The following is a 19513-nucleotide window of genomic DNA, read 5'->3' as shown; positions in this document are numbered from 1 at the left end:
GGGTTCCCAAATACCGTGCCCGGTCAGGGGGAGGGCCGCAAACTCGCTACGCTCAGACAGTGCGGCCCTCTTGTCCCCTGCCCGGACACGGTATTTGGCAGCGGCCTTTTATGCGGAATTCAAGGTCAAAACCAAGCCCAGCCTTGGTGATTGGTTGATGGCCAGGCTCGCTTTGCGCGAGAAAGATGGCTTGTAAAAGCCTTGTCGGTTTTGAGTTTGGCGTTGGTTTTGATACTGAATTTGAAACGGGTTTTGACGTTGGTTTTGACGTTGGTTTTGAAGTCGATGTCGATCACGACGAGGGAGTTTTCTCGCGCAAAGCGAGCACGACCATCAATCAATTACCAAGGCTGGGCTTGGTTTTGACCTTGAATTCCGCATAAAAAGATCGCTGCCAAAAACCGGGTACGGCAAGAGGATCAGAGACCCGCACTGTCTGAGCGCAGCGAGTTTGCGGGTCTCCCTCTTGCCGTACCCGGTTTTTGGGAACCCGCAGGGCAGCGGTCTTGCGGTCGCCTTTTTCTTGGTTACTGCTTTTTGGCGAAGCAAAAAGAAGTGACCGGCTGCCGGGCCGCACCCGGCTTGCATCAACGGAGCGCAACCGTTTTAGCTACTGCAGCCCGCGCGTCGCCGCGACCCGCAAAGCAACCTGACGCATGTTGGGCTTCGCAGCCCAACCTACGATTCTGCAACGAATTCGACACTTTGTTCGCAGCCCATGTACCACCTTGCAAGAGCTGGCTTTGCGGCCCAACATACTATCGAAATTTTGTTTGCAGCCCAAACACGACCTGGAAATGGTTAGCTGGCAACCTGCCCATTCAATGTCGATTTCAAGCGTCTGCGCTCCCCCTGTCATGGCCGAAAACGGCTAGACGCTACCGCGATCCAAAGCGTATAACAACGCCATGGACATCCCGGCCCCAGACACGAACACCACCTCGGCAAGCCCGCACCATGCGCAGTGTTATCGCGCGCTGACCGCCCGCGATGCGCGCTTCGACGGTGTCTTTTTTACAGGTGTCAGCAGCACCGGCATTTATTGCCGGCCCGTCTGCCCGGCACGCACACCGCGCGCCTCTTCCTGTACATTTTTCAGTAGCGCCGCTGCCGCCGAGCAGGCCGGTTATCGTCCCTGCCTGCGCTGCCGGCCAGAACTGGCGCCGTATGCTTTGCAGCAAAACCTGGCCTATGCGGTATGGCAACGCATCGCTGCGGGTGCCCTCAATCATTGCGATGACGGCAGCGCCCTCGAACAACTGGCGGTGACGGTGGGCTTGTCGTCGCGGCAGTTGCGACGCGTGCTGGTGCAGCACTTTGGCGTGACGCCCGTCGAACTGGCGCAAACCCAACGCTTGCTGTTTGCCAAAAAGCTGTTGCAGGAAACTGCGTTGCCGATGACGGAGATTGCCCATGCCGCCGGGTTTGGCAGCGTGCGCCGTTTCAATGCCCTGTTTGCGGCACGCTACGGATTGGCCCCGGGGTCGATGCGGCGTGCTGCCGCTGATGACCGCCGTGGCAGCGATGCGCTGATCTTGCGTCTGGCCTATCGCCCGCCATTGGCGTGGGATGCGTTGTTGCGGTATCTGTCCGGGCGCGGGATGCCGGGACTGGAAGCGGTCCACGAAAATGCCTATCTGCGCAGTGTGCGGATCGATGGCGTCAGTGGCTGGTTGCGCGTGACGCACTCGCCGCTAAAAAATCAGCTACAGCTGGACATCGCGCCGGCACTGGCACCGCAATTGATGCCACTGCTGGCGCGGGTGCGTGCCCAGTTTGATCTGGATGCGAATCCGACCGTCATCGACCAGCATCTGCAGCAGGACGCGTTGCTGGCGGCGCAAATCCGGCGGGTGCCGGGACTGCGTGTGCCCGGCACATTCGATGCGTTCGAACTGGCGGTACGCGCTGTTCTTGGACAGCAGATCAGTGTGGCAGGTGCGACGACATTGTCAGGGCGACTGGTCGCGCGCTTTGGTGCACAGGCAGAAACGCCATTTGCCCAAGTCACGCATCACTTCCCCGAGGCCGGCTTGCTGGCGGCCACAGCGGTCGACGACATCGCCGCACTGGGCATGCCGCGCAGCCGCGCCGAAACGATCCGCGCCATCGCCCTTTTCGCCGATCAGGGCGGATTGGCAATGCGGCCGGGATTGTCGCTGGCATCGGCGGTCGCGCATTTGCGTGGCGTGCGCGGGATCGGCGAGTGGACCGCGCAATACATTGCGCTACGGGCCCTGCGCTTCCCGGATGCGTTTCCGGCGGGTGATCTCGGGCTGCAAAAGGCGGCGGCTGACGGGCTGTCCGAGACCACGCGACTGAGCGAAAAAACCTTGCTGGTGCGTGCTGCCGGCTGGGCACCGTGGCGCGGTTACGCTGCGCTGCTGCTGTGGCATTCGCTGCAGAAGAGCGACAGCGCCGCAATCACGCCATCGATTCACGATGAACCCTCTCAGAAAGATCAGGTGTAACGACATGACCATATCGACGCCCATCATTGCGCAAACCAACCCAGCATTGCCTGCATTGGCCATCGCGCCGGCAGTCCACTACCTGCGCCAGCCAAGTCCGCTGGGCGAGCTGATCGTCGCCGCCACCGAGCGCGGCATCTGCGGACTGTATTTCGAGCAGCACAAGTATTTCCGTGGCACGGCTGACTGGCGGTACACGCCCGTACAGCGCCATCTGCTACTGGCAGCGAGACAGCTCGATGACTATTTCGACGGCAAACTGACGCGCTTTACGTTGCCACTCGATCTGGCCGGCACACCGTTTCAGCGCAGCGTCTGGCAGGCGCTGAGCGACATTCCGTTCGGCGCAACCGTCAGCTATGGCGAGCATGCGCGGCAAATTGGCCGACCCTCGGCAGTACGGGCGGTTGGCACCGCGATCGGTCGTAATCCGGTATCGATCGTGGTGCCGTGCCATCGCGTTCTCGGCAGCGCGGGATCGCTGGCTGGCTACGCTGGCGGCCTGGAGCGCAAGCAGTTTTTACTGACGCTCGAAGGCCGCCGCTCACCTGCTGGCGACTGAAGCGCCTGATCAGCGTGGCGTCGCGCCGCTTGTTTCCGGTGCTGCACCAGTCGCGTCAGGCGGATTGGTACCAGCACCGGCGGCACCGGCGGCACCGGACTCCATCGACGGCGGGGTCATGCCGGAGCCCTGCATGCCTGGCGAACCGGACATGCCCGGCGCGGGACTGATGCTGCTGTTGGAATCGGGCGACATGGGCTTGGTGTCGGGCGATGACGGCGACATGGAGTTACAGGCGGCAAGCGCCAACAGGGCAGCGAGTGAGACGAGCGGTTTGATCATGAGAACTCCTGATAACAATGAGGGGATGGATGTTGATAAAGACGTTTCGGCAAACAGGCGTTGCCAAATAACGGGTCGACAAAAGCGTGCCGTAACGACAGCGCGCCAAGTGGGACGCTGCGTGTTCATGCGGAGGTTATGAGGGTGGTAATAATGATAAGTTCCGGCGCGCCCGGCGACAGTGCCCGGATGCTGATTCATATCAGGAGAGGCGCAGATTGATACCGCAAGCAGTACCAACGCGACGCGATTTGCAGTAGTGCTGCCTGAAAATAGTCGGTCAGACCAGCAGCTGCGCTGGTCCGATGTCAGTTCAGATCGACTAGCCTGCTTACTGCGCGGCGGCGCGCTTGCCCATCACGCGCTGTACCAGCGTGACCCCTGCCAGCACCATCGCACCGGCCACGATACCCGCCACGCCATCGATGAACATCGCCCCGATCACCGCCGAGACCGGTCCGAGCAGCGGCACCGTCGAGAGCGCCTGCAACACCTGCGCGATCAGATGATGCGCACCCGGCATGCCGTGGGTCAGCAGACCACCGCCAACCAGGAACATGGCGATGGTACCGATCACCGACAGCGACTTCATCATCCACGGTGCAGCGACCAGGATGGCGCGCCCGACACTGCGCTGGAACCGCGCCCCGCTGCCATCGCCGGATCGGCGGGTCAGGTACAGACCGCCATCGTCAAGCTTGACGATGCCGGCAACGATGCCATACACACCCACGGTCATGATGAACGCGATGCCCGCCAGCACCGTCACTTGCGACAGGAATGGCGCCGTGGCGACCGTGCCTAGCGTGATGACGATGATTTCGGCCGACAAGATGAAATCGGTGCGGATCGCGCCCTTGATCTTCTCTGTTTCCAGTGCGACCAGGTCGACCTCGGGACTGGCCACAGCCGCCAGCAATCGGGCATGTTGTTCGGCATCCTCGGGGCCCTTGTGCAGGAATTTGTGCGCCAGTTTTTCGAACCCCTCGTAGCAGAGGTACGCGCCACCCAGCATCAGCAATGGCGTCACCGCCCACGGTGCCAGCGCGCTGATCGCCAGCGCAGTCGGCACCAGAATCAGTTTGTTGCGCAGCGACCCTTTGGCCACGGCCCAGACCACCGGCAACTCGCGCTCGGCCTTGACGCCGGCAACCTGCTCGGCATTGAGTGCCAGATCGTCACCGAGTACGCCGGCAGTTTTTTTGGCGGCGACCTTGGTCATCAGCGCGACATCGTCGAGGATCGATGCGATGTCGTCGATCAGGGCAAACAAACTGGTTCCGGCCATGCTGAATTCCTTTGGTAATGCTAAAAATAAGTTCGCCAGTGTATGCGCAACCCTGCGGCAAATACGACTGCTTTTTGATGCCAGTTCGCTGGTTGGGCTGCACAGCAAGCCCTCTCAAGGTCAGCTTAGCCTGCAAATTCCACCATGCAAACGACCGACTGTTGGGCTGCAAAGCCCAACATGCGTAAAGTCCCCTATGCGGTCAGTGCTAGCGGAAGCGGTTTTGCTCTGTCGTGCAGCATCTGGTTTGGTGCTTCGCGGTAGTAACAACGTCCGCTACCGACGACGGCACAACGACCCGACAGGAAGCTTGACGCATGTTGGGCTTTGCAGCCCCAACCTACGATTGGGCAAAAGATTCGATGCTTTGTTTGCTGCCCAATCTACGAACCTGGCAATCCGCTCAACTGGATCTCGCCGCCCAGGGCATCGATGACTCGTAGCACGTTTTCAAGTCGCAAGGTGGGCTTGCCTGCCTCAAGATCGACGATGAAGCGCACACCGACTCCTGCCGCGAGGGCCAATTGAGGCTGTGTCAGCCCGAGCTGCTTGCGAGCGGCGCGCAGTGCATTCCCGAGTTGTTGGGGTGATCGAATGGATGTCATGGTTCTTTACCTTTCCCGTTCGGGAAATTATCAATCTCGTATAACCCCATTGCAAGCGATATTTCCCGATCGGGAATTTTTTTATCAAATATTCCAAATTCTGACCAAAACTTCCCGTTCGGGAAAGATGTTGTGCATGCGTCAATGCGGGCCACACTCTCTACAAAAAAACGGGACTTCGCCACGCGTGCACCTGCGATATGGTTGCTATCCACCTTGCCTCTGCAGTCCATCTCGATCAGCAGCGTTGTGTGGTGTAATAAGCCCCGGCACGGGCCGGCCTGCAGCGCCCGCTACCCGCACTGGCATCATCCGCTACCAACCAGAAAAAACCATGAATTCACTGACACTGTGCGCATTGCTCCTGCTCGGCGGTTGCGCGATCACTCCTCCTGCGGCGCGTGTCGCGATGCCGGCGGCACCGCAATGGATTGCGCCTTTGCCGCACAACGGCAGCGTGACCGACCTGGCGCAATGGTGGCAGCAACAGGGCGATCCGCTGCTGGTCCGGCTGATCGAGGCCGGCCAGGCAGTCAGTCCGACGGTGGCCTCGGCTGCCTCGCGGATCGGCCAGGCGCGGGCAGTGCGCGTGTCGGCGGGCGCCGCGTTGGCACCGACACTGGACGCCGCCGCCAGCGCCAGCCGCAGCAGCGCGCAACCCGGTGTTCCGCTGGGGACCGTGGCGCAGGTTGCACTGCAGGCCTCGTGGGAAATCGATCTGTTTGGCGCACGCCGCCTCGCACGCGACAGCGCGCAAGCCCGCCTCGATGGTGCGCAGGCCGGCTGGCATGACGCCCGCGTCTCGGTCGCCGCCGATATCGCCAACCAGTACTACGCGCTGCGCGCCTGCCGGCAGCTGCTGGACGTGACCAGTGCCGATGCAACCTCGCGCAGCGAGACTGCGCGTCTGTCGCAACTCAGTGCGAATGCCGGTTTTGTGGCACCCGCCACGGCGGCGCTGGCGCGCGCCAGCGCCGCCGAGGCCAGCAGCCGCGTGACGCAACAACAGGCGCTCTGTGATATCGATGTCAAGGTACTGGTGGCACTGACGGCGATCGCGGAACCGGACTTGCGCCAGCAGCTGGCCAGCACCACCTCGTCACTGTTACTGGCCGCGCCCATCGCCATCACCAGCTTGCCGGCGCAGACACTCAGCCAGCGTCCCGATGTCTTCAACGCCGAGCGCGAAGTCGCTGCCGCCAGTGCGGCGGTCGGTACCGCACAGGCGCAACGCTATCCGCGCCTGACGCTGGCAGGATCGATCGGCGCCGGTGCGTTCCGGGCTAACGGTGTGACCACGGATGCGCCGACCTGGACCATCGGTCCGCTGGCGCTGTCGCTGCCGGTATTCGATGGCGGCACGCGCGCCGCCAATGTGGACGCTGCCGCTGCCGCGTATGACGAAGCCGTGGCGCTGTATCGCGCCAGGGTGCGGCAGGCGGTACGCGAAGTCGAAGAAGCGCTGGTCAATCTGGACAGCACCCGCGCGCGCAGCGCCGACGCCGGTCTGGCGGTTGATGGCTACCGTGCCTCGTTTGCCGGCACCGAAAGCCGCTATCGCAGCGGCCTGGCCAGTCTGGTCGAGCTGGAAGACGCCCGTCGCCTGCGGCTGGCCGCCGAACTGACGCAAGTCTCGCTGCAACAGCAACGCAGCGCAGCGTGGATTGCCCTGTATCGCGCCGCCGGTGGTGGCTGGCGCAACCCCGATTTCAAAGAATGACCAAGAGAACCGACATGATGAAACGCCTGACACTGAGCCTGCTTGCCCTTTCGAGCCTGAGCGCACCCGGTTTTGCCAACGCTGCCGACGACAAGAAAGCCGGTCCGGCAAAACCGGCGCTGAGCGTCACCACCACCAGGCCCACCCGGATCAGCGTGCCGATACAACTATCCGCCAACGGCAACATCACCGCCTGGCAGGAAGCCGTGATCGGCAGTGAATCGAACGGCTTGCGCCTGACCGACGTGCAGGTCAATGTCGGCGACAAGGTACGTGCCGGGCAGGTTCTGGCGCGCTTTTCTGCCGAATCGACCAACGCCGATGTCGCCCAGGCACGCGCCAGCCTGATGGAGGCCCAAGCCAGCGCCGCCGACGCCAGCGGCAATGCGGCGCGCGCGCGCACCTTGCAGGATACCGGCGCGCTCAGCACCCAGCAGATCAACCAGTACCTGACTACCGAACAAACCGCCAAAGCCCGGGTCGCGGCCGCAAAAGCCACGCTGGATGTGCAGCAACTGCGCCTGAAACACACCCGCCTGATCGCGCCCGACAACGGCATCATTTCGGCCCGCAGCGCCACCGTCGGTGCGGTGGTGCCTGCCGGTACCGAACTGTTCCGGATGATTCGCCAGGGCCGGCTGGAATGGCGCGCCGAAGTGACCTCGACCGAGCTGGGACGCATTGCCCCCGGCATGGCAGCGACCGTCACCGCCGCCAATGGCAGCAAACTCAACGGCAAGGTGCGCATGATTGCCCCCACTGTCGATCTGCAGAACCGCACCGCACTGGTGTACGTGGACCTGGTGCCGGCCAGCGCAAACAGCGCGCCCGCCAAGGCAGGCATGTTTGCCCGCGGCGAGTTCGATCTCGGCAGTTCGACGGCATTGACCGTGCCACAGCAGTCGGTGGTGATACGCGATGGCTTCAGCTATGTGTTCCGGCTCAATGCCGATAACCGCGTGAGTCAGCTGAAGGTGCCGACCGGCAGGCGTCTGGCGGACCGGGTCGAAGTACGCGATGGCCTCACGCCGGAGACGCTGCTGGTGGTCAGCGGGGCGGGCTTTCTCAATGATGGCGACCTGGTCAAGGCGGTTGCTGCGGAACCAGTTGCCGCGGTACCAGTTGCTGCTATACCAGCTGCCGCTGCAGCCAAATAAGGAGACAGCGTGAATTTCTCCGCCTTCTCGATCAAGAATCCGATCCCTGCCATCATGCTGTTCGCGCTACTGACGCTGGCGGGACTATTGTCGTTTCGCAGTAGCGCAGTGCAGGATTTTCCGGACATCGAACTGCCGATCGTCACGGTCAGCGCAACGCTGTCGGGCGCCGCACCGGCCCAGCTCGAAACCGAAGTCGCCCGCAAGATCGAGGACTCGGTCGCCACCCTGCAAGGCGTCAAGAACATCTATACCAAGGTGCTCGATGGCGCGGTCACGGTGACGGTTGAATTCGTCCTGGAAAAACCGATCGCCGAAGCCGTCAATGACGTGCGCGACGCCGTGGCGCGGGTCCGCGCCGACCTGCCCAGCGAGTTGCGCGACCCGTCGGTGACGAAGGCGTCGACTGCGGGTCGCGTGGTACTGACTTTCGTCGCCGCCGCCGCGCCGGGTGCCCCGCTGGATCAGCAGGACCTGAGCTGGTTCGTCGACAATACGGTCTCGAAGCGCCTGCTCAATGTGCGTGGCGTCGGCGCAGTCAAACGGGTCGGCGGAGTCAGCCGCGAAGTGCGGGTGGAGCTGGATGCCACCAGCATGGCGGCGCTGAACGTGGCGGCGGTCGATGTCTCGCGCCGCTTGCGGCTGGTGCAGCAGGAAGCACCGGGCGGGCGTGGCGATGTCAGCGGTGCCGAGCAATCGGTGCGCACGATTGCCACCGTCAAAACAGCGGCCGAACTGGCGCAGCTGGATATCCCGCTAGCCGATGGCCGGCATATCCGCCTGAGTCAGGTCGCCCGCGTGATCGATACGGTGGCCGAGCCGCGGTCGCTGGCAACGCAGGATGGCCAGCGTGTGGTCGGCTTTGAAATCTTCCGCACCAAAGGCGCCAGCGAAATCGATGTGGCGCGCGATGCGCGCGTGGCGGTCGCCGAGTTGCAGGTGTCCCATCCGACGATCCAGCTCAAGCAGGTGATCGACAATGCGAAACCGGTCGAGGAGAACTTCGCCGGCTCGATGGAGTTGCTGTACGAAGGCGCGCTGCTGGCGGTGCTGGTGGTCTGGTGGTTCCTGCGCGACTGGCGCGCCACATTGGTGGCGGCCGCGGCCTTGCCGTTGTCGGTGATTCCGACTTTCCTTGGCCTGAAGTATTTCGGCTACACGCTCAACACCGTCACGCTGCTGTCGCTGGCGCTGGTGGTCGGGGTGCTGGTCGATGACGCCATCGTCGAAATCGAAAACATCTCGCGCCATCTGCGCATGGGCAAAACCCCGATGCAGGCCGCCATGGAGGCGGCTGATGAAATCGGCATGGCGGTGATCGCGACCACGTTTGCGCTGGTGGCCGTATTCTTGCCGACGGCCTTCATGGCGGGAATTCCCGGACTGTTTTTCAAGCAGTTTGGCTGGACCGCAGTGCTGGCGATTCTGGCCTCGCTGCTGGTGGCGCGTCTGCTGACACCGATGATGGCGGCCTACATCCTGAAGCCAACTGCCGAAACCGAGCAGAAGGACGGCTGGGTCATGCGTCATTACATGAGCGCGATGCAGTGGTGCCTGCGCCATCGCATCCTGACGGGAATCGGCGCCGGCCTGTTTTTTGTGGCGTCGATTGCGCTGGTGCCGTTGCTGCCGACCGGTTTTGTCCCGGCTGCCGACCGGGCCCAGACGCAGATCAATATCGAACTGGCACCCGGTACCACGCTGCAGGAAACCGCCGCCGTGGCCGAGCGTACCCGCTTGCTGGCGATGCAGGTCAAGGGCATCACCGGGATCTTCAGTTCGGTCGGTGGCGGCTCCAGCGGCGACGCCTTCGCACCGGGCGCCTCGGCCGAAGCGCGCCGTGCGGTGCTGACCCTGACGACGGTGCACCGCAATGACCGCAAGGAATCGATGGCACAACTCGAAAGCGCCCTGCGCGAACGCATCGCCGATATTCCCGGTGCGCGCTTCACGGTCGGACCACCCGACAGCGGCGTGAAAATGCAACTGGTGCTGCAAAGCGAAGACCCGATCGCGCTGGCAGAAACCGCCCAGAAAGTGGTGCGTGAATTGCGCACCCTGCGCGGCATCGGCAATGTCAATTCGAGTGCGTCGCTGGTGCGCCCGGAAATCATCGTGCGGCCCGACTTTGCGCGCGCCGCCGACCTCGGCGTGACCGCGGCCAGCATCGGCGAAACCGTGCGCGTGGCCACCGCCGGCGACTACGACACCAACCTGACCAAGCTGAATCTGCCGGAGCGCCAGGTACCGATCCGGGTCAAGCTGCCCGATGCCGTGCGCGCCGATCTGTCTGCTATCGAACGCCTGACGGTGCCGGGCAAGAATGGCCCGGTACTGCTCGGCACGGTCGCCACCATCACCATGGAAAGCGGCCCGGCGCAGATCGACCGCCTGAACCGCAACCGCAATGTGACGCTCGATGTCGAACTGGGCAGCCGCACGCTGGGCGAGTTGAATACCGAAGCGCGAGCGTTGCCGTCGCTGAAGAATTTGCCGCCTGCCGTGAAGATCGCCGAACTTGGCGACGCGCAGGAAATGCAGGCGCTGTTCGCCAGCTTTGGCCTGGCCATGGCAATCGGCGTGCTGTGTATTTATGGCGTGCTGGTGCTGCTGTTCAAGGACTTCATGCAGCCGGTCACGATTCTGGCGGCCTTGCCGCTGTCGATCGGCGGCGCCTTCGTGGCGCTGCTGATCACGGGCCGCGCGTTGTCGATGCCATCGATGATCGGACTGATCATGCTGATGGGCATCGTCACCAAAAATTCTATCCTGCTGGTCGACTATGCAATCCTGGCGCGCCAGGCCGGCATGGACCGCTTCGATGCACTGGTCGACGCCTGCCACAAGCGCAGTCGCCCGATCATCATGACGACGATTGCGATGGGGGCCGGCATGATGCCGCTGGCGCTGGGCTGGGGCGCCGACCCGAGTTTCCGTTCACCGATGGCGATTGCCGTGATCGGTGGATTGATTACATCGACGTTGCTGAGCTTGCTGGTGGTGCCGGCGGTATTTACGTATATCGATGATCTGGAGAAGTTGCCGGCGTGGGTGAAGCGGAAGTGGCGTGGCAGGGGTGCGAACAAACCGGAATGACGCGGTGATGGCAGCGGTGTCGATGGCGTCGCCAGGAATGCAAAAAGCCCGCCAGAAAAGTTTTCTGGCGGGCTTTTTGCAGGCGTCAAACGGCTGGCGAGACGTGTGACGGAACAGTCACCGAACGCACTGCGCAGGACAACTTATTTGATCAGCCTGACAATAAACGGATACCGGTAACCGGTGCCTTTTGAGGCAGCCACTGCACCGAGCAGGCAAAACACGATGTTGACGACATACAGCAGCGGAAACGCGATCAACCCGATCAGGATAAAGGTCAGCACGCCGCAGATGACATAGCCGATCAGGACGGTGATCTGGAAGTTCAGCGCTTCGGCCGCTTCTTGCGCGACGTAGGCCGAGCTGTCTTTCTTGACCAGCCAGATCACCAGCGCCCCCAGAAATCCGGTAAAAATCCCCAGCAGGTGTGCCAGCATCGCCATGTTGCAGTCGTCTTTTTCGGGCGTGGATTGCGTGATCTCGTTCATGGGCTGCCTCTCTGGAATTAACGGTAATCCGACGATAACATGGGGTCAGGCCATTGCCGGAAAAATCAGCAGTGCTGCCTGACCCGCAGCAATCAGGCGCTGATTTTTTTTGCCGCCGGTTTGCGCACTGCCGGCTTTTTGGCGGCAGCTTTTTTCGGTGCCGCTTTTTTGGCAGCCGGTTTGGCTGCGGCCAGCTTCACGACCTTGGTAGCAACCGGGGCAGCGTCCTCGTCACCATCGACCACAGCGGCGACCTTGCCCTTGGCCGGGGCCTTGGCCTTGCGCTCTTCGAACTCGAAGCTGACCTTGCCATCCTTGCCCTTGACCAGGAATGCCTTGAACGGACGACGCGTGCGTTGCGACACGAAACCCGGCATCAGGTCGGTCTTGCCGTCATTGAGCAATTTGACCATTTGTTCCGGCAGGATTTCTTGTTGCAGGATGATGCGGCCGCTGCGGAAATCACATTCCTTCGGTTTGGCGACACTCTTTTCGCAGACGTAGGCCAAGCCCAGTTCGAACACGCCGTTGCCACATTTCGGGCACGGTCCGAGCGGTGTCTGGCCGGTGAAATCGACGCCCTCGCCGTTTTCGCCTTCGTCATCGTTCTGGCCGAAATCGAATTCCAGCTTGCAGTTCTTGATCTCTTCGTCACGTGAAATTTTCAGGATCGCAGCGAACGGCCGGCCCATCTTGGAGCGGAATCCCTGCAGTGGTCCGATGGTGCGGTTGGTGAGCAATTCTTCGACTTCGGGGATTTCGAATTGCCGGCTGCCGGGTGTCTTGCTCATCGAGAATTCGCACTTGGTGCAGGCGAAACGGCGGTAGTTTTCCTTGACCACGGCACCGCAATTCGGGCACGGCGTCTTCAGTGTCGTGTAGTCGCCGGGAATCGTGACGTTGTCGTATTCCTTGGCACGCTTGACGATGATCTGCGTCATCTGCGCGATTTCGCGCATGAATTCTTCACGGCTGATCTTGCCGCGTTCCATCTGCGACAGCTTGTATTCCCATTCACCGGTCAATTCCGGTGCGGTCAGTTCGTTCACGCCGAGGCCGCGCAGCAGCGTCATCAACTGGAATGCCTTGGCGGTCGGGATCATTTCCCGGCCTTCGCGCAGCAGATAGCGTTCGTTGATCAACCCTTCGATGGTGGCCGCCCGCGTGGCTGGTGTGCCGAGGCCCTTGCCCGCCATCGCGTCGCGCAGCTCTTCATCGTCGATCAGCTTGCCGGCACCTTCCATGGCTGATAGCAAGGTCGCTTCCGTGTAACGCGCTGGCGGTTTGGTGACCAGGCCGTTGGCAGTGATCTTGTCGGTCTGGACTTTCTCGCCCTTGGCCACCGCCACCAGCGTGCCGTCGCCATCGGCGGCTTTCGGATCAACCACATCCTTGCCATACACGGCCAGCCAGCCCGGATTCGTCATGACCTTGCCTTCGGTCTTGAACTGATGGCCGGAGACTTCGGTAAAGCGGGTGGTGACCTGGAATTCGGCGGCCGGGAAAAAGATCGCGAGGAAGCGGCGCGTGACCAGGTCATACAGCTTCTGTTCCGGCTCGGACAGATTCTTCGGTGCCTGCGTCGTCGGGATGATCGCGAAGTGGTCGCTGATCTTGGTGTTGTCGAAAATCCGCTTGTTTGGTTTGACCCAGTTGCCGTTCAGGATTTGCGCGGCGAACTGGTAGTAGTTGTTGTTCTCTGAGACCGTCTCCAGGGTTTCCTTGACGGTGCTGATGTAGTCCTCGGGCAGATGGCGCGAATCGGTCCGCGGGTAGGTCAGGACCTTGTGTTTTTCGTACAGCGCCTGCGCCAGGCCGAGCGTGTTCTTGGCCGAAAAACCGAAGCGGGCATTGGCTTCGCGCTGCAGGCTGGTCAGGTCGAACAGGCCAGGCGCCATCGAGGTGGTCGGCTTGGATTCTTCGGTGACATTGCCCTGTTTGGTGCGGCAGGCGGCGACGATCGACTCGGCAGCGGCCTTGCTCCAGAGGCGCTCGGCGCGTTTTTCGGGATCGGTTTCGTCTTTCTTGAATTTGGTGTCGAGCCAGCGGCCTTCGTAGATGCCGGCCGCGCAGACGAAGTCGGCGCGGACTTCCCAGAAATCACGGGCGACAAACTTTTTGATTTTTTCTTCGCGCTCGACCACGATGGACAGGGTCGGTGTCTGGACCCGGCCAACGGTGGTCAGGTAGAAACCACCTTCCTTGGAATTGAATGCGGTCATGGCACGCGTGCCATTGATACCAATGAGCCAGTCGGCTTCGCTGCGGCAACGGGCGGCGTCGGCCAGCGGCAACATCTCGGCGTCGTCGCGCAGATTGGTAAAGGCTTCGCGGATGGCGCCTGGGGTCATCGATTGCAGCCAGAGGCGCTTGATCGGTTGCTTGGCCTTGGCGTTCTGGGCGATCAACCGGAAGATCAATTCGCCTTCGCGGCCGGCATCGCAGGCATTGATCAGTGCGGTAACGTCCTTGCGCTTGATCAGCCGGTTCAACACTTTCAGGCGCGCTTCGGTCTTGGCAATCGGGTTCAGGGCGAAGTACGGCGGGATCATCGGCAAGTGGGCAAAGCTCCATTTGCCGCGCTTGATATCGAACTCTTCGGGCACGGCGATTTCCAGCAGGTGACCCACTGCAGAGGAAAGCACGTATTCGTCGGATTCAAAATACTCATCGTGCTTGGTGAAGCCGCCCAGCGTCTTCGCGATATCGTTCGCGACAGAAGGCTTCTCGGCGATGATGAGGGTTTTAGTCATGGAGTTGGTCTCGGAAAAGGCGCGGTCGCCACATGGCGGGCAGTGTCATTGAGCGCATCATACAGCCCATGCCGGCAAACTTGCGACGCAGCGCGTTGCAGGCAAAGGACAAATGGCAACTCATAGTAAGCGGGTTGTTGCGAATGCTGCAATACGCAGTGGCAGCAAGGGAAGAAGGAAGCAACAGATCGCGCGGGCGGAATAATTAATGCAGCTGCCTTGGCTCTGGATCGTCATCATCCAGAAAAAGCTCGTCGAACATCAGCCCGTCAGGCTCTTTGCCCTGGCTCCACAACACCATCAGCACGATGACTTTGAGCTTGTCCAGCGAGATCAGGGTATCGCTGACGGCAAGCGCACGTTCGATGACGATTTCCCGCTGCACCGGGTTGAGCAACTTGGCTGCTTCCAGAAACTGGATGAAGCCGACCGCAGCGGTACCGAGCGCATCCATTTCCTGTTGTACGTAAATACGCACGCCAGCAGAAAACATGGTCTTTGGAGGATATTGGCCGGACAGCGAATCGGTGGTTTGCGCCAGATCGGTCAGCCAATCAAGCGCGCTGGAAATTTCATCGTCGTCGAAACCGACCGCAGACAGTTTCTTGACCAGTGCTGCCGGGGGTGGGCAGGCATCCGGACGGTAATAGGTTTCGTAGAGGTAGACAAGGACGTCGAACATGACTGTACTGTAGCGGTAAGATCGCCCCGACACAAGCGCACAAATGCTGTGCGCAGTGTGCGAAGCGGGGAGGTAATTGACGGGCTGGTCACACGGGCAATGACGATGCAGGCGGCGGCGAAGCGCAGGATTTTAACCGATGCGGCGATAAAATCCACCTGGCATCACTTCAATAAAACCCAGCAGCTCCAGTTCAAGTAGCTGCGACAGTAGCTCGGCGGCATCCAGGCCGCTGCGCTGGCTCAGTGTGTCGCCATCGGCCGGATCAAAACCCAGCACGTCGAACAGCGCCGACAACGCGGAAGGCGGCGCAACGTTGGCAACACGGACCGACGAGCTGACGGCAACAGCACCGATTTCTTCCAGAATATCCTGCCCCGATTCGACCAGCTTGGCGCCCTGCTTGATCAATTGATGACAGCCTTTCGAGAGCGGCGCGTGGATCGAACCGGGAATGGCGAAGACATCGCGTCCCTGCTCGGCCGCTACCCGAGCCGTGATCAGCGAACCCGATCGGGCTGCCGCTTCGACCACCAGGACACCGCGCGACAGCCCGCTGATCAGCCGATTGCGCCTCGGGAAATTGGCGGCCAGCGGTCCGGTACCCAGCACGTATTCACTGAGCAGGCAGCCGTCACGCGCAATCTGATGGGCCAGAGCGCGGTTGCGTGCCGGATAAACGATATCGATCCCGGTACCGACCACCGCAATGGTCGAGCCGGCATGCGGCAAGGCACCTGCATGTGCCGCGGTGTCGATGCCCAATGCCATGCCGGAGACGATCGTGAAACCCGACTGACTCAAGTGCTCGGCAAACTTGCCGGCATGGATACACCCTTGCGCAGTGGCATTGCGGCTGCCAACGATGGCCACGCTGGCCTGTTGCAACAATTCCACCTTGCCCTTTGCGTACAGCACGACCGGTGGGTCGTGGATATTCAGCAAGGCCTGCGGGTAGCGCCGGTCCGCCAGGGTCAGAAAGTGATTATCGGGATGGTCGAGCCAGTTCAGCGTTGCGGCAATCAGACTTTGCGTGCGCACCGATGGGGTGGCAACGAGGGCGCGGGCGATCGGCCCGCCGACCAGCTGGCTAAGTGAACGTTCGGTCGCCGCGAAGATGTTTTCTGGCAAACCGAACTCGGCGAGGAGCCTGTGCGCAGTCGTCGGACCGACGCCCGCGGTCTGCTCCAGCCGGAGCCAGTTCGTCACGTCAGCAGTAGCGTCGACAGACCTGGTGGATGTAATGGTATCGACGGGCAGTGACAGGGAATTACTCCGGTGATTTGGCCACGTCTCCGATTTGTACCGAGTCACTGACCTGCATGACCAGCGCGTACGAAATACCGTTAAAGACGCGGAATACAAACACCGTGCCATATTCGGTATCGGGCAGCTTGATCTTTTCCTTCTTGCCGTCGGTCTTGTCGATGATGGTTTCACCGAAGCGGCTTAACTGCAACACGGTACCGATATCGATGCCATCCCTCTTGCCGCGATTGATGGTAACAAGCTGGTTCTGTCCCGCATGGGTGACGCCACCATAAATCGAGACGATGCGGGCGTCGACCGGTTGCTCTGGCGGATGCGGCACGTAGTTCAGGATCGGTGTTGGCGGCACCGGCAGCAACCGGTCACCCACACCCATTTCTTGCTTGGTCGAGACGACGTTGAACACGTGCGCGCTGGCACCGCCGGATTTGTCGGCCTGAACCAGTTTGACGTTGCCCAGATAAACCGCTTCGTAGCCAATGATCTGTTTGGTTTCGGGATCTTTCAGCGGCAGGCCCGGGCGAAACACCTGAAATGCGGTGTCATCCTTGAGATCGCCACGCACATAGGCCTTGTCATTTTTGCCCAGGAAGACATGCCCTTCCTGCGCAGCGACGATGCGCGGCGTGCCTTGCAATTCGTTTTCTTCGATGATCAGCGGTTGTGACAGGAAAGGCTCGATCACATTCGAGGGGATGGCCGGAATGGCGGCATTGCCGAGGCCCTGGATGCGCATGCCCGGCGAGACCCGTATCGTCGGCGTATCACCTGGACTACCGCTCGGGCTGCCGAGCCGCAGGCGGCGATTGATGCGGTCAAAATACACTGTCTGTCCGGGATATATCCAGTGCGGATTGCGAATCTGGTCGCGGTTCATGTCCCATACCTGCGGCCAGCACCAGGGATGCTGGAGAAATTTTCCGGAGATATCCCAGAGTGTGTCGCCACGGACGACAAGATGACTGTCAGGCGCATTGGCAAGGAATTCGCAACGGGCGGATGCCGCTTGCGCATGACTACTGACGGTCAGGGAAAATGCAGCTGTCGCAAAGGCGAGGCAAAGGGCGGCTGTGCTAAACTTTTTCATGGTCGGTCCGGTGAGAGTAGCGAAATGACTTCACAATATCGCCACGGCAGGGTGCACACGCATCAAAGTACGTGACAAATCTTGCCAAATTGAATCAAAGTCTGCCCACAAATCCTTGAACTAGCAAGAAAAACTACGTTCAACATCACGCGCCTTGTTGCGCAAAAGCCGTATGCCATTACTGAATATATTGCGATACCCCGATCCGCGCCTGCACAAGATCGCCAAGCCCTTGACGGTCTTCGATGCCCGTCTGGCAAAACTCGTCGCCGATATGGCCGAGACCATGTACGACGCACCCGGCGTCGGGCTGGCAGCGTCGCAGGTCGACGTGCATGAACAGCTGATCATTGTCGACATTTCGGAAAACCAATCTGGTCTGCAAGTATTCATCAATCCTGAAATCATCAAGGCAAGTCCCGAGATGCAACTCTACGATGAAGGTTGCCTGTCGGTGCCCGGCGTCTATGACGGTGTCGAGCGTCACGCACGCATCACGGTACGCGCTCTGGATATCGAGGGCAACTCCTTCGACACATCCGCCGACGGCCTGCTGGCTGTGTGCATTCAGCACGAGATGGATCACCTGAAAGGCAAAGTGTTCGTTGAATATCTGTCGCCGCTCAAGCGCAACCGGATCAAGGCGAAAATGCTGAAGGAAGAGCGCGAAATCAATCGCGACAAAAAGCGCAGTAGCCAGAGCTGACCGCCGCTCTCATTGCATCCCTCTTACTGAACACACCACCCGGGCGCCCATGAAAATCATCTTTGCCGGAACGCCGGAGTTCGCTGCCGTGGCGCTCGCTGCCATCCACGCCGCCGGTATCGAGATCGTGCTGGTACTGACCCAACCCGATCGCCCGGCAGGGCGCGGGATGCAGCTGCATGCATCGGCGGTCAAGCAGTTTGCCCTGGCGCACAATATCCCGGTGGCGCAACCCGTGTCGTTGCGGCTCGATGGCAAATACCCGGACGTGGCACGCGAGGCCGATGCGTTGTTGCGGACCACACCGCATGACGTGATGGTCGTCGCTGCCTACGGATTGATCCTGCCACCGTCGGTGCTGGCCATCCCGCGGCTGGGTTGCCTGAATATTCATGCGTCGCTGTTGCCACGCTGGCGCGGCGCCGCGCCGATCCATCGCGCCATCGAAGCAGGCGATCCCGCTACCGGCATCACCATCATGCAAATGGAGCAAGGCCTCGATACCGGCCCCATGCTGCTGGTCGAGAGCTTGCCGATCGCAGCCAGCGATACGACCGGGAGCCTGCACGATCGGCTGGCGCAACTGGGCGGGCAGATGATCGTGACCGCATTGCGCCAGCGCGAACAGGGACCGCTGTCCGCCACACCGCAGCCCGAAGCTGGCACCAATTACGCCGCCAAAATCAGCAAGGAAGAAGCCGCACTGGACTTCCTGCAACCGGCCGAGGTGTTGGCACGCAAGATCCGCGCGTTCAATCCAGCGCCGGCAGCATCGGCCAATTTGCACGGCGCGGCGATCAAGATCTGGCAAGCAGAAGCCGTCGCGCGGTCGGCAGCGTCCGTACCCGGAGAGATCATTGCCGCCGATGTCGAGCTCGGACTAGTCGTTGCCTGCGGTACCGGTGCCTTGCGATTGATCGAGTTGCAAAAGCCCGGTGGCAAACGCTTGCCGGCAAGCGAATTCCTGAAGGGCTTCCCGCTGACCGTTGGCACGCGTGCCCTGACCAGAGACACCGGGACTACGTGATGGATAAAAATGACAGTGCAAAATGGTATTCACAAAAGCGATAACTCATATGGCCAATCAAAATTGGCACGCGCGTTGGCCCGCTTCTATACTTTGCTCGTCTCCTCCATGTCTCCTCCTTTTGATATGGATTTAAGCCCGCCCTGATTGCGGGCTTTTTTTTGTCCTGAAGAGAAGACACGCGCTTTGACGTATAATTTTCCAGCGCCGATTTGATCCATAAAGTCAAACCCAGCTTGCGGGCGCCAGCGTCGATGCCTGATGGCATGACCCTAAATAAATTCCGCTAAAGCGGCCCTGAAAACACCCGGCTCCGCTTT

17 protein-coding genes are annotated in these 19513 nt (G+C 61.0%); 8 read left to right on the top strand and 9 right to left on the bottom strand.

The window, feature by feature from the left end; genetic code table 11:
• The first annotated feature begins 185 nt into the window (after positions 1-185).
• The 3 genes from ABD720_RS08545 (at position 186) to ABD720_RS08535 (ending at position 3033) form a co-directional block, all read left to right on the top strand.
• Positions 186-383, top strand: a complete 198-nt coding sequence (locus tag ABD720_RS08545) for a hypothetical protein (RefSeq protein WP_344762850.1) — start codon at positions 186-188, stop codon at positions 381-383.
• 525 nt (positions 384-908) lie between these two features.
• Positions 909-2471 (top strand): AlkA N-terminal domain-containing protein, encoded by a 1563-nt coding sequence (locus tag ABD720_RS08540; protein ID WP_344762849.1) that lies wholly within the window; start codon positions 909-911, stop codon positions 2469-2471.
• 4 nt (positions 2472-2475) lie between these two features.
• Positions 2476-3033 (top strand): methylated-DNA--[protein]-cysteine S-methyltransferase, encoded by a 558-nt coding sequence (locus tag ABD720_RS08535; protein ID WP_344762848.1) that lies wholly within the window; start codon positions 2476-2478, stop codon positions 3031-3033.
• 9 nt (positions 3034-3042) lie between these two features.
• Here ABD720_RS08535 and ABD720_RS08530 read toward each other — a convergent pair whose 3' ends face one another.
• The 4 genes from ABD720_RS08530 to ABD720_RS08515 form a co-directional block, all read right to left on the bottom strand.
• Positions 3043-3315 (bottom strand): hypothetical protein, encoded by a 273-nt coding sequence (locus ABD720_RS08530; RefSeq protein WP_344762847.1) that lies wholly within the window; start codon positions 3313-3315, stop codon positions 3043-3045.
• A 331-nt stretch (positions 3316-3646) separates the two neighbouring features.
• Entirely contained in the window at positions 3647-4603 is a 957-nt protein-coding gene (locus ABD720_RS08525; protein ID WP_344762846.1) for a DUF808 domain-containing protein, read from the bottom strand.
• 383 nt (positions 4604-4986) lie between these two features.
• Positions 4987-5208, bottom strand: a complete 222-nt coding sequence (locus ABD720_RS08520; RefSeq protein WP_344762845.1) for a helix-turn-helix transcriptional regulator — start codon at positions 5206-5208, stop codon at positions 4987-4989.
• On the bottom strand, positions 5205-5423 hold the full coding sequence (locus ABD720_RS08515; RefSeq protein ID WP_344762844.1) for a hypothetical protein: 219 nt from the start codon (positions 5421-5423) through the stop codon (positions 5205-5207). The genes ABD720_RS08520 and ABD720_RS08515 overlap by 4 nt, the downstream gene beginning before the upstream one ends.
• A 119-nt stretch (positions 5424-5542) precedes the next feature.
• On the opposite strand from ABD720_RS08515, the gene ABD720_RS08510 reads away from it, so the two are divergent.
• The 3 genes from ABD720_RS08510 to ABD720_RS08500 are packed head-to-tail and all read left to right on the top strand — an operon-like array spanning position 5543 to position 11181.
• On the top strand, positions 5543-6928 hold the full coding sequence (locus ABD720_RS08510; RefSeq protein ID WP_344762843.1) for an efflux transporter outer membrane subunit: 1386 nt from the start codon (positions 5543-5545) through the stop codon (positions 6926-6928).
• Positions 6929-6942: 14 nt separating this feature from the next.
• Positions 6943-8085, top strand: a complete 1143-nt coding sequence (locus tag ABD720_RS08505) for an efflux RND transporter periplasmic adaptor subunit (RefSeq protein WP_425547946.1) — start codon at positions 6943-6945, stop codon at positions 8083-8085.
• 9 nt (positions 8086-8094) lie between these two features.
• The gene (locus ABD720_RS08500; RefSeq protein WP_344762841.1) at positions 8095-11181 is read left to right on the top strand and encodes an efflux RND transporter permease subunit; all 3087 of its coding nucleotides are present in this window, start codon (positions 8095-8097) and stop codon (positions 11179-11181) included.
• A 143-nt stretch (positions 11182-11324) separates the two neighbouring features.
• Here ABD720_RS08500 and ABD720_RS08495 read toward each other — a convergent pair whose 3' ends face one another.
• The 5 genes from ABD720_RS08495 to ABD720_RS08475 form a co-directional block, all read right to left on the bottom strand.
• Complete coding sequence (locus tag ABD720_RS08495; protein WP_344762840.1) at positions 11325-11669, bottom strand: DUF4870 domain-containing protein; 345 nt, start codon at positions 11667-11669, stop codon at positions 11325-11327.
• 92 nt (positions 11670-11761) lie between these two features.
• Entirely contained in the window at positions 11762-14422 is a 2661-nt protein-coding gene (locus ABD720_RS08490) for a DNA topoisomerase III (protein ID WP_344762839.1), read from the bottom strand.
• Positions 14423-14627: 205 nt separating this feature from the next.
• Positions 14628-15104, bottom strand: coding sequence for a Smg family protein (locus ABD720_RS08485; RefSeq protein WP_344762838.1), 477 nt, complete (start codon positions 15102-15104; stop codon positions 14628-14630).
• A 132-nt stretch (positions 15105-15236) separates the two neighbouring features.
• Positions 15237-16349 (bottom strand): DNA-processing protein DprA, encoded by a 1113-nt coding sequence (dprA, locus tag ABD720_RS08480; RefSeq protein WP_425547972.1) that lies wholly within the window; start codon positions 16347-16349, stop codon positions 15237-15239.
• 25 nt (positions 16350-16374) lie between these two features.
• On the bottom strand, positions 16375-17460 hold the full coding sequence (locus ABD720_RS08475; RefSeq protein WP_344762836.1) for a LysM peptidoglycan-binding domain-containing protein: 1086 nt from the start codon (positions 17458-17460) through the stop codon (positions 16375-16377).
• Between the two features lie 172 nt (positions 17461-17632).
• Here ABD720_RS08475 and def point away from each other — a divergent pair, with 172 nt between their 5' ends.
• Entirely contained in the window at positions 17633-18166 is a 534-nt protein-coding gene (gene def, locus ABD720_RS08470; protein ID WP_344762834.1) for a peptide deformylase, read from the top strand.
• A gap of 49 nt (positions 18167-18215) precedes the next feature.
• The gene (gene fmt / locus ABD720_RS08465; protein ID WP_344762833.1) at positions 18216-19193 is read left to right on the top strand and encodes a methionyl-tRNA formyltransferase; all 978 of its coding nucleotides are present in this window, start codon (positions 18216-18218) and stop codon (positions 19191-19193) included.
• Positions 19194-19513: the final 320 nt, after the last annotated feature.

The organism is Actimicrobium antarcticum, assembly GCF_039536745.1.
Taxonomy (GTDB): domain Bacteria; phylum Pseudomonadota; class Gammaproteobacteria; order Burkholderiales; family Burkholderiaceae_D; genus Actimicrobium; species Actimicrobium antarcticum.
This window is presented reverse-complemented; position numbering and strand designations above follow the sequence as displayed.

Coding starts and splice junctions, on each gene's coding strand:
- ABD720_RS08545 (WP_344762850.1), top strand. CDS start 186: ATGGCTTGTAAAAGCCTTGTCGGTTTTGAGTTTGGCGTTGGTTTTGAT.
- ABD720_RS08540 (WP_344762849.1), top strand. CDS start 909: ATGGACATCCCGGCCCCAGACACGAACACCACCTCGGCAAGCCCGCAC.
- ABD720_RS08535 (WP_344762848.1), top strand. CDS start 2,476: ATGACCATATCGACGCCCATCATTGCGCAAACCAACCCAGCATTGCCT.
- ABD720_RS08530 (WP_344762847.1), bottom strand. CDS start 3,315: ATGATCAAACCGCTCGTCTCACTCGCTGCCCTGTTGGCGCTTGCCGCC.
- ABD720_RS08525 (WP_344762846.1), bottom strand. CDS start 4,603: ATGGCCGGAACCAGTTTGTTTGCCCTGATCGACGACATCGCATCGATC.
- ABD720_RS08520 (WP_344762845.1), bottom strand. CDS start 5,208: ATGACATCCATTCGATCACCCCAACAACTCGGGAATGCACTGCGCGCC.
- ABD720_RS08510 (WP_344762843.1), top strand. CDS start 5,543: ATGAATTCACTGACACTGTGCGCATTGCTCCTGCTCGGCGGTTGCGCG.
- ABD720_RS08505 (WP_425547946.1), top strand. CDS start 6,943: ATGATGAAACGCCTGACACTGAGCCTGCTTGCCCTTTCGAGCCTGAGC.
- ABD720_RS08495 (WP_344762840.1), bottom strand. CDS start 11,669: ATGAACGAGATCACGCAATCCACGCCCGAAAAAGACGACTGCAACATG.
- ABD720_RS08490 (WP_344762839.1), bottom strand. CDS start 14,422: ATGACTAAAACCCTCATCATCGCCGAGAAGCCTTCTGTCGCGAACGAT.
- ABD720_RS08485 (WP_344762838.1), bottom strand. CDS start 15,104: ATGTTCGACGTCCTTGTCTACCTCTACGAAACCTATTACCGTCCGGAT.
- ABD720_RS08475 (WP_344762836.1), bottom strand. CDS start 17,460: ATGAAAAAGTTTAGCACAGCCGCCCTTTGCCTCGCCTTTGCGACAGCT.
- def (WP_344762834.1), top strand. CDS start 17,633: ATGCCATTACTGAATATATTGCGATACCCCGATCCGCGCCTGCACAAG.
- fmt (WP_344762833.1), top strand. CDS start 18,216: ATGAAAATCATCTTTGCCGGAACGCCGGAGTTCGCTGCCGTGGCGCTC.